Genomic DNA, 12709 nt, shown 5'->3' with positions numbered 1-12709 from the left:
AACTTAACCCCAGAACAATACGTTAGATTAACCCGAATCTTGTTTAAGCCGATATTTCCATAATACGAATCATCGGCTTGTTTTGATGACATATTTGATAAGCACATAAAGATGCATAAATACCAGCTAAATAGCCTGCAACACTTCTCGCTCTAGTCGTCACTAGATTGTACGCCCCCTTCAGCAAACTGAATAAAGTTTCTATTTTATTGCGTTGTTTCAGATGGTATTCATCTGCTTTTGATAACTGTATAGATTTCATGTTCTTTCGGTGATAGGTAATTAAATCAATATCTTGTACTCTTAATTTACTCTTTAATTCATGACTAATATAGCCACGATCAGCATACAATTTAGCAGTCATTCCTTTGACTAACTGTTCAACCATTTTTATATCTGCTGTATGCCCATTTGATAAAGCTGTGCTGAGTATTTCACCTGACTGATTCATAAGTACATGCAACTTACAACCAAAGAACCAACCCATAGAACTTTTACCACGAGTTGCAATTGCTGCTAGCGATTTATGTCTTTTTATTCGCTGATTTTTACAGACAGCCAATGTCGTTGAATCGATCCATAAATAAGAACTTTGCTGATCTTTCATCAGGGCGAAATGTAAGGCATGTAAAGCCAGTTGATGAGTATTGATCAGGTAAATCATACGTTGGTAACAAGGCAGGCTTTTGAATAAATGAAGATAGTTATGTCTCAGTGCCGTAAAGAATGCTTTAAAGTTATTGAAATGTGAATGTTTATACCAAATTGCAATAAAGACAATTTCAGAAATACTGAGCTGTGCAGGGCGAATTCTTAGGCATTTAAGATTTTGCTTTAAGAATTTCCAGTAAACTGATTCAAATTTTAGAAAGAAATCATCAATTATACAGAATAATTGGGTACTATCGAACATAAGGACTAGAGTCGTAAGTTTTGTGTGGTAACTAACTGATGGCTCTAGTCCTTCTCTTTTTCAAGTCTATGGCTTATCCGTGATTCAGGTTAGATTATGTTCTGGAATAAAGTGTTTAGATTAAGAGGTTTCTATGAGAAATTATAGTATTAAATTTCCAGATGATTTTAACGAGTATGAGTGGGAGATTGAATCAAAAGGGTGTTTGGAAATAGATATTGAAATCTATGGGAATATTTATAATTTTAACTTTTATGATCCTATTAGGTTAAATCAAACAATACAAGATGATTTATATTCTAATCCATATTCCTTTTATGAGAATTTAGTTGTTATATCTAGTGTTAATGTAGAAAATATTGAATACTTTATAGAAGATATAATTGATACGCCTTATTTAAGTTCTTTTAATATAAAAGGAAAATCAAGTAATTATTTATATTTTAAATAATCTTATGAAAGAAGTGTTTAATAGATAAAATTAGCTAATGAAAAACTAACCAATTATTCTTTCATGAGTAGTTGGTTTTTTATCTTTACAACCCTGAGTTGGGGCGTTACATGGAGCCTGACCCTGAGCAAGTTTAAAGCACTGCTTTAAACGACGTGCAAGATAAAGTGGATTTGGAGAGGGAAAATACCTCTAATAATCAATGCACTTTCAGGGTCTTTCTAAGAATTTCTTTATAAAATTTTATTAAAAATCAAAATTTTGTATAAGAAAACTAGTTTTCAAAGCATGAATTGATTTTTTATATTAAAAACAATACAAAACATACTTGAAATATATTATTTATAGACCCATATTATTACTGAGTTTTATCTATGTTTTATTTTATAAGATTTTGAAAAATATATAAATTTTATTTGAAATTCTAAAAAGTGTTCCCATCTTAGTGATAAGTTAAAAAATTGTTGTGAGGAATAACAAGAATGCGCTTTGAAAAATTTACAAACCGCTTACAGCAAGCACTCTCAGATGCACAGTCATTGGCAATGGGTAAGGACCATACTGCAATTGCAGGAATTCATATTCTGTCAACCTTACTTGAAGAACCAGCCAATTTGAGTTTGCTGCAACAGGCGGGTGCCCGTTTACCAGAGTTAAAACAGAAACTTGAGCAGGCATTGCAGAATGCCCCAACGCTGGCAAACCCGACAGGTGATATCAACCTCAATCCTGAAGCGGTAAAGGCCCTGAATTTGGCTGACCGCTATGCACAAAAAGCAGGGGATGAATTTTTATCCACCGATTGGGTACTTTTAGGTTTGGCAGAAACAGGTGAAACCAAGACCATTTTAAGCAGTGTTGGTGTAACGGCGGAAAGTTTACGTAAAGTCATTGAAAATATTAGAGGAAATGACAAAGTCATGAGTAATAATCACGAAGATCAACGTGACTCACTAAATAAATATACCATCGATTTAACCGAGCGTGCCCTGGTTGGCAAACTTGACCCTGTGATTGGGCGTGATGATGAAATCCGCCGTACCATTCAGGTGTTGTCACGCCGTACCAAAAACAACCCTGTACTGATTGGTGAACCTGGGGTCGGTAAAACCGCGATTGTAGAGGGCTTGGCTCAGCGTATCGTCAATGGTGAGGTGCCTGAAAGCTTAAAGAATAAACGTGTGCTTTCACTGGACTTGGGTTCGTTGCTGGCGGGTGCAAAATATCGTGGTGAGTTTGAGGAACGCTTAAAAGCAGTGCTGAAAGACCTTGCCAAACATGAAGGCGAGATCATCCTGTTTATTGATGAGTTGCATACGCTGGTAGGTGCAGGTAAGGGCGATGGTGCAATGGATGCAGGCAATATGTTGAAACCTGCCTTGGCACGTGGTGAACTGCGCTGTGTCGGTGCCACCACTTTGGATGAATATCGCCAGTATATTGAGAAAGATGCTGCGCTTGAGCGTCGTTTCCAGAAAGTGTTGGTGGATGAGCCAAGTGTGGAAGATACCATTGCAATTTTGCGTGGTCTCAAAGAGAAATATGCAACGCACCACGGCGTACAGATTTTAGATTCTGCGATTATTGCAGCGGCGAAGATGTCGCATCGTTACATCACTGACCGTCAGTTGCCAGATAAAGCGATTGACCTGATTGATGAGGCGGCTTCACGCATTAAAATGGAGATCGACTCTAAGCCAGAAGCACTGGATAAGCTTGACCGCCGTCTCATCCAGTTAAAAATGCAGTTGGAAGCGGTGAGAAAAGATGAAGATGCAGGCAGCAAGGCTGAAGTCAATCATCTTGAGCAGCAAATTGCTGAAAAGCAGAAAGAGTATAATGATCTGGAAGAAATCTGGAAAGCTGAAAAAACACTGGTTGAGGGTGATAAAAAAGCCCAGATCGAACTGGATCAGGCACGGGTTGCTTTGGAAAAAGCCAAACGTGAGGGAGATTTGGCGGAAGCGGCACGCTTGCAATATGGTGTAATTCCAGAGTTACAGAAACGTCTGGAACAGGCGGAAATTGCTGAGGAAAATGAGGAGCCTAAACTCATTCGTACCAAAGTGACCGAGAATGAGATTGCTGAGGTGGTCAGTGCGGCAACAGGTATTCCTGTAACGAAAATGTTGCAAGGCGAACGTGAAAAACTGCTCCAGATGGAAGAGTTCTTGCATAACCGTGTGGTTGGTCAGGATGAAGCGGTGGTGGCGGTTTCCAATGCGGTGCGTCGTTCACGTGCAGGCTTGTCCGATCCAAACCGTCCAAGCGGATCATTCCTGTTCCTTGGCCCAACAGGTGTGGGTAAAACCGAGCTGACCAAGGCATTGGCCAACTTCCTGTTTGATAGTGATGATGCCATGATTCGGATTGATATGTCTGAGTTTATGGAAAAACATTCTGTTAGCCGTTTGGTGGGCGCACCTCCAGGCTATGTGGGCTATGAAGAGGGTGGTGTTTTAACCGAAGCGGTACGTCGTAAACCATACAGTGTGGTGTTGTTTGACGAGGTGGAGAAAGCGCATCCAGATGTGTTCAATATCTTGCTACAGGTGTTGGATGATGGTCGCTTAACTGATTCACAAGGTCGCGTGGTGGACTTTAAAAATACGGTCATCGTGATGACATCCAACCTCGGTTCACAGGATGTACGTGAACTTGGTGAGGGTGCAACCGATGATGAGATTCGGACTGTGGTGATGAGTGCGGTTAGCCAGCATTTCCGTCCAGAGTTTATTAACCGTATTGATGAGTTGGTGATTTTCCATTCACTGCAAAAAGCCCAGATTCGTGGTATTGCGGATATTCAGCTAGATCGTTTACGGTCTCGCCTGAATGAGCGTGATATGGGCTTAACTGTGGATGATACGGCGTTTGATCTGTTGATTGATGCTGGTTTTGATCCTGTGTATGGTGCACGTCCATTAAAACGCGCAATTCAGCAACAGGTGGAGAACAGTCTGGCGCAGAAGATTTTATCTGGTGAGTTTCAGCCAGGAGATAATATCCTGATTCAAGGTGAGGATGGTCATCTGGTGTTTGATAAACTTAAATTGAGTTAGGCAAAGACTTTAGTAGCTGGATAAAAAGATGGTGATGAGAATCACCATCTTTTTTTATATGGGTGCAACTGGTCAGATTTTTTAGGGAAAATTACCAATAACATTGCGACTTGATGAAAAACTTGATAGTTTCAGAGCAAATAAGAAAAAAATTCAGGATGAATTGCAATGGAAAATAAGCAACATCATTACACGGACCTCTGTGTAATTTTGTTTATGATCGCTTTATCTTCAATGGGGCATGCTGCACAACCATTGAGTGAGGTAAATTTGGCACTACAAACAGGCGTGCTGAATAATGCATTGCCGAGCATCATTGTAAAAGCCCAGCAGGATGCATTAAAGCCAGAGGAAGAACGCTGGCGTGCTCAACGAATCCTGAGTGATTATTATCTGCGTGAAATCCGTATTAGCACGATCCTTGATGGCGTACTTTCTCCGCATGAGGAGCAGAAGAAAGTCATGGATGTAGATGCCAAGGAAAAGAAAGAGGCAACGATAAAGCCTCATGTACAGCCGCCAGATCGTTTAATGATTTATGATTTTGACTCGGATAATGTTCATGTGACTTATACGAGTGACGTAAAGGCAGAGCTCACTATTAAATAGCGAGATGCCTTATTTTCCAGGCACGATGAATTTTTTGATTACGTTTGAAATCCAGCCCAATGGTTTCAGAGGTAATTTCTTCAACATCATATAGGGCTTCAAGTTCCTCATCCAATTCGAAGCCTCTATAGTTATTCGAGAAATATAGCGTCCCTTCACTGTTTAGGCGGTTCATTGCCCGTTTGAGCAGTGAAACATGGTCACGCTGTACATCAAATGTTCCATAGAATTTCTTTGAGTTTGAGAATGTTGGTGGATCAATAAAGATCAGGTCATATTGCTCATGACCCTCTTTTAACCATTCAAAACAGTCACTGGCAAAGAACATATGCTGTTCATCTGCATGGTCTACCGTTAAACCATTCAGTACAAAGTTTTCTTTAGACCAACTCAGATAGGTGTTGGATAAGTCAACACTGGTGGTACTGGCTGCGCCACCCAATGCGGCATGTAAACTTGCTGTTGAGGTATAGCTATACAGGTTCAGGAAATGCTTGCCACGCGCTTCCTTGGCGATTCGAAGACGAATCTGGCGATGGTCTAAAAATAGACCTGTATCTAAATAATCTGTTAAGTTGACTAAAATTTTGGCATCACCTTCCTGAACGATAAAGCGTTTAGAGGCGGTGCTTTGTTTGGTGTATTGATTTGTACCTGTCTGTTTTGCACGGGTTTTAATAAATATGGCATCACGTTGTAAGCCAGTCACAGCACGGATTGCGGCAAGTGCAAGGTTAAAACGTTTTTTGGCTTTTTCAGGATCAATGGTTTTAGGTGGTGCATATTCCTGAACATGCAGTCTATCCCCATATAAATCAACGGCAACGTTAAAGTCAGGCAAGTCGGCATCATACAGACGCAGACAGTAGATATTTTCCTTAACCGCCCATTTCTTCAAGGCCTGCATGTTCTTTTGCAAACGGTTGGTAAAGTCCTCAGCACCCTCGATTTTTTCAAACTGTTGTGGTTGCCAGCTCGCCAGAAAGGGCTGGGTGACGGTTGCTGGCTTGATGGTGCCAAAACGCACGTATATTGGTAATTTACCATTCATTAAACGTAAGGTTTGTGGATCATTAAATGCCAGTACATCTGCCTGTTCAACCTGTGCGGCAATAATTGCGGCACGTTGGTTTGGAAAATTCTTTTGCAATAAAGCCGATAAACCCAGATATAAAGAACGGTTTGATGCTTTATCTCCCAAACGTTCCCCATAAGGAGGATTGGTCACAATAAAGGCTTTCTTGCCCTCGGCATGAAAGTCATCCCAGTCCGCTAAGGTACGTTCTTCAATTTGGATCTGGTCAAGCAGTTTTTCAAAACCTGCGGCAATGATATTTTGGCGGGTGGCCTTGACCGCTTCCCAATCCGCATCGTAAGCATAAAATTTAGGTAAAGCCTGTTCCAAAGCTTTTTCATGGCGTTCTGCTGCTTCAGCCTTAAGTGATAACCAAAGATCACGGTCATGCCCATGCCAGCCATTAAAACCAAAACGTCTGATTAAACCTGGCGCACGATCCGTTAAAATCATGAGGGCTTCAATAATGAAAGTTCCTGAACCACACATTGGGTCAAGAATAATATCGGGTTGATATTGTGCTAATTGGGCTTTTTGTAGAATTGCCGCTGCCAGATTTTCTTTAATTGGCGCATCGGTCATAAAACGGCGATAGCCACGCTTATGCAGAGAATCACCAGATAAATCCAGACAGTAGGTGTGTTCAGTTTTACCTGCCAACACATAAAGTGTAATTTCAGGCTGCTTGATATCAATACTTGGACGTTTGCCTACCGCCTCCATAAAGGAATCCACCACACCATCTTTAACTCGTAGGGTGGCAAATTGGCTATTGACCTTAATTTCACGTTCAACGTGCAGGCGAACTGCAAAGGTGCTTTGTGGTGCAAAAATTAAAGACCAGTCGAAACTGATCGCACCCTCATAGAGTTCTTCCGCCACATCACGGGCATCATGTGAATGTTCCAATTCATGTCTATGAATGGGCAAAACGACCCGTGAGGCAAGGCGTGACCACATACAGACCCGATATGCCTGTTCCAGTGTACCCTTAAAAATTAAACGTCCCGCAAAACGTTGAATGTCCTGAATACCAAAGCTTTCCAGTTCTTGTTGTAATAAGGTTTCCAGTCCATCCGCACAGGTCACCCAATATTCTGTTAGACGTGGTTTAGCGTTCATTCAATGTTCCAAAGCGGTTTTAGCAATCGGCTATTTTAACTGATTTTTAGCTGTTCTGTCGGCGCATATTTGTGTGATCGTCAGCTTTAATCATCTATTAAGAGGTTTTTTTAAAGTGATCTGATGTTTGTTTATAATTTCTGCACGTTGGGCAGGGCATTTTTTACTTTATTTTAATAATTGGTACAGCTTTTGCATTTCTTCAGATGAATTATCAGTAAATACTTCTCCCAACGATGTGAGGACGTTATGAAAGAAAGCATGAATAATGAAGTGATAGTCAATGCCGAGGCTTTTGCAATCGCAACCCAAATGTATGTACGTTTAAGACGCGTATCCAGTCGCGTGATTGACGTGATGTACCTGGTGCATAACAAGGAATATGCACAACATATTGTGGATATTGCCTTGGCAACACAGGATGCCGAGCTGGCCTATTATGTTGAGCGCTTGCGTCTGTTAATTGACCTATATCCTGAGCCCGCTCTCGCTTTGGTTGAAACTAAGGTGGAGGCTGAGAAAGAAAAGCCTGTTGAGGAAAATGACTACTATTCAATAGAGGTGACTGACGAGGAGATTTATCAGGCACAGGTTCACCATCACTATATTGGTGCGCTCCGCTAGCCGAATCTGTTGCAACTCTCTCATTTAATGCAACATAACGGTGAAAAGTTGTTCTGCGAAAATACAAGAATTGGGCTACACTATGCAGGTTTTGGTGATTCGACCCATAGGAATCCATTATGCATATTGCAGCCCTGCATCAACCGAGTCAGGTTCAACTGAATCAGCAAGGAAATTTAAAACACTTTTTAACCATTGAGGGCCTTTCAAGGGAAAGCCTGACCAAGATTTTAGATACAGCACAAAGCTTTTTAGATGACAATAATAACCTGATCAACCGTCCCTTATTAGAGGGTTTGACGGTGATGAACCTTTTCTTTGAAAACTCGACCCGTACCCGAACCACCTTTGAGGCTGCGGCGAAACGTTTATCTGCCAATGTCCTGAATATTGATATTGCACGCTCAAGTACTTCAAAAGGTGAAACGCTGCGGGATACGCTCTGGAATCTGGAGGCGATGGCGGCCGATATTTTTGTGGTACGTCATTCATCTTCAGGTGCCGCACATTTTATTGCCAAAGATATCTGCCCTAAGGTTGCCATTATTAATGCGGGTGATGGTCGCCATGCACATCCGACCCAAGCAATGCTGGATATGCTAACCATTCGCCGTGAAACCAAGAAACCATTTGAACAACTCAGTGTGGCCATTATCGGTGATATTAAACATTCACGGGTGGCACGTTCAGACGTTGCGGCATTACAAACGCTGGGCTGTAAGGATATTCGTGTGATTGCGCCCAATACCTTGCTGCCTGTGGGTTTTGATGAGTATGGTGATCATGTGCGTTTATTTAACCAGATGGATGCAGGCGTGACAGACTGTGATGTGATTATTGCCTTGCGTATCCAGAACGAGCGGATTGATTCACCTGCGTTAGCGTCACAGTCTGAATTTTATAAAATGTACGGACTTAACAAAGAGCGTCTGGCATTGGCAAAACCTGATTGTATCGTGATGCACCCAGGGCCGATGAACCGTGGTGTTGAAATTGATTCCAGCATTGCCGATGGTGACCAGTCCGTGATTCTCAAGCAGGTCACCAACGGGATCGCGGTTCGTATGGCTGTATTGGCACTTGCAATGCAAGGGCAATTACAGGAACAGGGTTTAATTGATGCGATTGCACTGTAAGGGATAGCTCACATGAGTATTGTAAAAATTGAAAATGTCCGTGTGCTCGATCCAATTCAAAAAACTGATCTGGTTAAAACAGTTTTTATTGAAAACGGAAAATTGGTTGAAGCCGTTGATCAGGTGGATGAAAGCATTGATGGGCAGGGTAAATGGTTGATGCCAACCATGGTGGACTTGTGTGCGCGTTTGCGTGAACCAGGTCAGCAGCAGCATGGCACCTTGAAGTCGGAAGGCAAGGCAGCCCGTGCCAATGGGATTCTGCATGTGATTACCCCACCAGATTCAAAGCCAATTGTGCAGGATAATGGTGCCTTGATTCATGGTCTTATTGAAAAGGCACAACTCGATGGCGGTATCTATTTGCAGATCATTGGCGCACAGACCCAAGGGCTAAATGGAAAACAACCAGCCAATATGGCGGGTTTAAAAAAAGGTGGTTGTACAGCCGTTTCCAATGCCAATGCTGCCTTTGAAAATGATGACGTGGTGATTCGTACCCTTGAGTATGCTGCTGGTTTGGGGCTGACGGTGGTGTTCTATGCGGAAGAACCGCAAATTGCCAAAGATGGTTGTGCGCATGAGGGCTTTATTGCCTCACGTCAGGGCCTGCCAATGATTCCTGCGATTGCAGAAACAGTGGCGATTGCCAAGTACCTACTGATGATTGAAGCGACAGGTGTTAAAGCCCATTTTGGCCTGTTGTCCTGCGGTGCGTCTGTGGAGTTGATCCGAGCTGCCAAGGCCAAAGGATTGCCTGTGACTGCCGATGTCGCCATGCATCAGTTACATTTAACTGAACAACTAACAGATGGTTTTAATGCATTGGCGCATGTGCGTCCACCACTGCGTTCCGAACAGGACAAGGCATTATTGCGTCAGGGTGTGAAAGAGGGCGTGATTGATGCGATCTGTACCCATCATGAACCATTAAGCAGTTCTGCGAAAATGGCACCTTTTGCCGAAACACAGTCTGGAATCACCGCTTTTGATACTTACGTTGCGCTGGGTGTGCAACTGGTAAACGAGGGTGTATTTGAGCCACTGGAATGGGTGGAAAAAGTCACTTCAATTCCTGCACAGGTGGCGAATATGTCACAGCGCTGGCAACAGGAGGCAGGCTGGGTGCTGGTTGATCCATCATTGCAATGGATAGTTTCCAAAGCGTCAATTCTTTCCCAAGGGAAAAACACCCCATTGATTGGACAGCAACTGACAGGTAAGGTGATTGGCATATTTGCCTGATAATTATCATAAAAGGCAGAATAAGTTGACTGCACCTTATTCTGCTTTGTAAAATGTGATGTAAGTATTGTATTGAAAGTTTATAGAACAGATTAAAACTAAGAAAAATTCATTAAAGTAATAACAAATAGCTAAGGCTCGGCTAATACGATAAAGCGGTTGAATGGAAATTGGAGTAAAGAATATGTCTATAAATCCAATGGAGTTACTTAAACAGAAAGTTTCATCGGTCATCGTCAATGACCAAACTTGTCTGGTCAATGAAAAAAATGCCATCTTATCAAGATTCTACCCAATTCTCTTAAGTCGTTTTTTAGCAAATCCAGAACTGATTGATCAACTTAAGGAAAAGCTAAGGCCTTGTCTGTCTGATTTACTGGAAAATAATAATCAGGTGATCAATTCATTGCTTATACATCTTGGCGCTGGAAAACTTTCAGTTACAGAAGTAGAGACTACCTTAAATCGGGCAATTCCTAAAAGCCTGGCTGTGCTTTCAGCTGAGGTTGGCAATGAGGCCATCTATATTATTCATTATCTTAGGGAGCATAATGTGTCGATTCAGGCACTGTTGCCTGTTTGGAGTGCTGAGGTACTTTTACCTTTGGATCAGCTTGAATTAAACGAGCCTGCACAGTCAGAAGAACCCTTGCCAGAAATGCCAGCTGAGCCTCATAGACATCATCGAATTTTCCCATTTTTTACCCTGTTTTTTGCCAGTTTTTCACTCATCTGGTTATACCAGTTAGGTAAATAAGTTATTGAATGGTGTTTGATTAAGTATATGTTTTATAATTAAAATTTCATAATAAGAAAATGGTTGATAAGATGCGTTATGTGTATTTTTTAACATTTTATTTGTAAATTGTGATGTAAGTCTTGTATTTAAATTATGTAAAAATGATCAAAAAAAATATAAATGCTTAGAATGAAAAGCATCAGTTTGTATGTAATAGAACAATTTCCCTAAGCAATCTGAACATTATAAATTTAATTTGTTGGAGTAAATAACAATGTCAATAAATCCAATCGAACTGTTAAAGCAAAAAGTCACCCCTGTATTCCTGAATGACCAAGACGGTTTGACCAGCCAGAAAAATGCACTTTTATCCAGGTTCTATCCAATTTTTCTTTCCATTTTGATGGCAAAACCTGAACTGATCCAGAAATTAAAAGACTCCATCTCACCCTCATTAGCCGTTTTATTTGGTCAGGATGAGCAGCTTAAAGATACATTTTTGTCCAAGCTTACGGATGGACAGCTTTCCAATATAGAGGCTGAGCAGACATTGACACAGGCGATTCCTAAAAGCATGGCTGCTTTGACCAGCGAGGCTGGCAATGATACACAGAGTATCCTGCATTATTTACAGCACCATGCTGATTCAATCCGTTCACTGTTGCCAGTCTGGGCCGTGGGGTTGCTTGCACCTTTAGGACTTATCTCCAGTAGTTCTGCCACAACATCGAATTTGGCAAATTCCCCTGTGAATGGTGCAGGCAAATCACGGGTTTGGTTGCCGATTGTGGCACTGATTATTCTGGCTTTATTGGTTGCGTGGCTATGGAAATCCTGCCAACAGCAACAGGTGGCTGTGCCTATAGACAATCGTTCTGATTCTTCAGCATCTGAAGTGGCTGCAAATGTAACTCCTGCAACATTCTCATTGCGTACTGATGATAAGGGTGATGTTTCTCAATGCCATACAGGAATTGGAGATCAAGGATTGTTTGCAGCCATGCAGGCAAAAGTGAAAGAGGTTTTCTCTTCGGCTCAAGATTGTACACTTGATACTGCTACAAACTATGCAGCGTCATTTACCGATCAGGCTGGGCTTGCTGGTGTGCTGGGTTTATTGAAAGGTGTACCCAATGTATCTCTGGATTGGGTTGGGAATAAACTGACATTAAAGGGTGGCGATTTCGCTAAACTCAATGAATTGGCTGGGAAGATAAAAGCTCTTGTACCCAATACCGAAGTTGTGGTGGAAACTGAGGATAATACCGCTCAAACCGTAACGAATAGCCTGAACGCGGCTCAGGACGCTTTGGCAAATATTGATAGCAATCAGGTTGATATCAACGCAGTCATTAAGGCCCTAAATCTACAGATTATTAACTTCGCAACAGCTTCCCATCAAATTCTAGAGGAAAATAAAGCCATTCTGGATAAGGCTGCCATATTAATGAAAAATGTCAAAGATAACAAACTTACAGTGGCTGGTTATACTGATTCAACTGGTAATGCTACTAGCAACAAGGCTTTATCGCTGAAACGTGCTCAGGCTGTGGTGGATTATCTGGTCAGTCAGGGTGTGGATGCTGCGCAACTTAGCGCCGTAGGTCATGGTGCTGATCATCCAGTGGCAGATAATGCAACAGAAGAGGGGCGTTTTAAAAACCGCCGTATTGAATTTTCAGTAACCCCCTAAGCTGTTATTTAAGCAATGCTTGAAAGGAGTTATGGCGACA

At 41.7% G+C, this 12709-nt stretch carries 10 protein-coding genes; 8 read left to right on the top strand and 2 right to left on the bottom strand.

Annotated features, from left to right (window positions below):
- Positions 1-43: 43 nt before the first annotated feature.
- The gene (locus QLH32_RS04070) at positions 44-913 is read right to left on the bottom strand and encodes an IS982 family transposase (protein WP_283266581.1); all 870 of its coding nucleotides are present in this window, start codon (positions 911-913) and stop codon (positions 44-46) included.
- A 133-nt stretch (positions 914-1046) separates the two neighbouring features.
- On the opposite strand from QLH32_RS04070, the gene QLH32_RS04065 reads away from it, so the two are divergent.
- The 3 genes from QLH32_RS04065 (at position 1047) to QLH32_RS04055 (ending at position 5035) form a co-directional block, all read left to right on the top strand.
- Positions 1047-1364: a hypothetical protein gene (locus tag QLH32_RS04065; RefSeq protein ID WP_283268229.1), complete on the top strand. Its 318-nt coding sequence runs from the start codon at positions 1047-1049 to the stop codon at positions 1362-1364.
- 482 nt (positions 1365-1846) lie between these two features.
- Positions 1847-4426, top strand: coding sequence for an ATP-dependent chaperone ClpB (gene clpB / locus QLH32_RS04060; protein ID WP_283268228.1), 2580 nt, complete (start codon positions 1847-1849; stop codon positions 4424-4426).
- A 168-nt stretch (positions 4427-4594) separates the two neighbouring features.
- Positions 4595-5035, top strand: a complete 441-nt coding sequence (locus QLH32_RS04055; protein ID WP_283268227.1) for a hypothetical protein — start codon at positions 4595-4597, stop codon at positions 5033-5035.
- Here the strand turns inward: QLH32_RS04055 and rlmKL are convergent.
- The gene (rlmKL, locus tag QLH32_RS04050) at positions 5028-7232 is read right to left on the bottom strand and encodes a bifunctional 23S rRNA (guanine(2069)-N(7))-methyltransferase RlmK/23S rRNA (guanine(2445)-N(2))-methyltransferase RlmL (protein WP_283268225.1); all 2205 of its coding nucleotides are present in this window, start codon (positions 7230-7232) and stop codon (positions 5028-5030) included. The genes QLH32_RS04055 and rlmKL overlap by 8 nt on opposite strands.
- A gap of 249 nt (positions 7233-7481) precedes the next feature.
- On the opposite strand from rlmKL, the gene QLH32_RS04045 reads away from it, so the two are divergent.
- The 5 genes from QLH32_RS04045 to QLH32_RS04025 all read left to right on the top strand — a co-directional run bounded on the left by QLH32_RS04045 (position 7482) and on the right by QLH32_RS04025 (position 12669).
- Positions 7482-7856: a hypothetical protein gene (locus tag QLH32_RS04045; RefSeq protein ID WP_283268223.1), complete on the top strand. Its 375-nt coding sequence runs from the start codon at positions 7482-7484 to the stop codon at positions 7854-7856.
- 119 nt (positions 7857-7975) lie between these two features.
- Entirely contained in the window at positions 7976-8992 is a 1017-nt protein-coding gene (locus tag QLH32_RS04040; RefSeq protein ID WP_004759718.1) for an aspartate carbamoyltransferase catalytic subunit, read from the top strand.
- 12 nt (positions 8993-9004) lie between these two features.
- Entirely contained in the window at positions 9005-10237 is a 1233-nt protein-coding gene (locus QLH32_RS04035) for a dihydroorotase (protein ID WP_283268221.1), read from the top strand.
- Between the two features lie 184 nt (positions 10238-10421).
- Positions 10422-10994, top strand: a complete 573-nt coding sequence (locus tag QLH32_RS04030; RefSeq protein WP_283268219.1) for a hypothetical protein — start codon at positions 10422-10424, stop codon at positions 10992-10994.
- Positions 10995-11250: 256 nt separating this feature from the next.
- Positions 11251-12669 carry an OmpA family protein gene (locus tag QLH32_RS04025; RefSeq protein WP_283268217.1) on the top strand — a complete coding sequence of 473 codons (1419 nt, stop codon included), beginning with the start codon at positions 11251-11253 and terminating at the stop codon, positions 12667-12669.
- The last annotated feature ends 40 nt before the right edge of the window (positions 12670-12709 follow it).

The sequence above is a fragment of the Acinetobacter corruptisaponis genome, from assembly GCF_030053775.1.
Lineage (GTDB): Bacteria > Pseudomonadota > Gammaproteobacteria > Pseudomonadales > Moraxellaceae > Acinetobacter > Acinetobacter corruptisaponis.
This window is presented reverse-complemented; position numbering and strand designations above follow the sequence as displayed.

Bases quoted from the DNA above. Each gene is read 5' to 3' on its own strand.
- QLH32_RS04025 (WP_283268217.1), top strand. From the start codon at position 11,251: ATGTCAATAAATCCAATCGAACTGTTAAAGCAAAAAGTCACCCCTGTA.
- QLH32_RS04065 (WP_283268229.1), top strand. From the start codon at position 1,047: ATGAGAAATTATAGTATTAAATTTCCAGATGATTTTAACGAGTATGAG.
- QLH32_RS04030 (WP_283268219.1), top strand. From the start codon at position 10,422: ATGTCTATAAATCCAATGGAGTTACTTAAACAGAAAGTTTCATCGGTC.
- clpB (WP_283268228.1), top strand. From the start codon at position 1,847: ATGCGCTTTGAAAAATTTACAAACCGCTTACAGCAAGCACTCTCAGAT.
- QLH32_RS04040 (WP_004759718.1), top strand. From the start codon at position 7,976: ATGCATATTGCAGCCCTGCATCAACCGAGTCAGGTTCAACTGAATCAG.
- rlmKL (WP_283268225.1), bottom strand. From the start codon at position 7,232: ATGAACGCTAAACCACGTCTAACAGAATATTGGGTGACCTGTGCGGAT.
- QLH32_RS04035 (WP_283268221.1), top strand. From the start codon at position 9,005: ATGAGTATTGTAAAAATTGAAAATGTCCGTGTGCTCGATCCAATTCAA.
- QLH32_RS04055 (WP_283268227.1), top strand. From the start codon at position 4,595: ATGGAAAATAAGCAACATCATTACACGGACCTCTGTGTAATTTTGTTT.
- QLH32_RS04045 (WP_283268223.1), top strand. From the start codon at position 7,482: ATGAAAGAAAGCATGAATAATGAAGTGATAGTCAATGCCGAGGCTTTT.
- QLH32_RS04070 (WP_283266581.1), bottom strand. From the start codon at position 913: ATGTTCGATAGTACCCAATTATTCTGTATAATTGATGATTTCTTTCTA.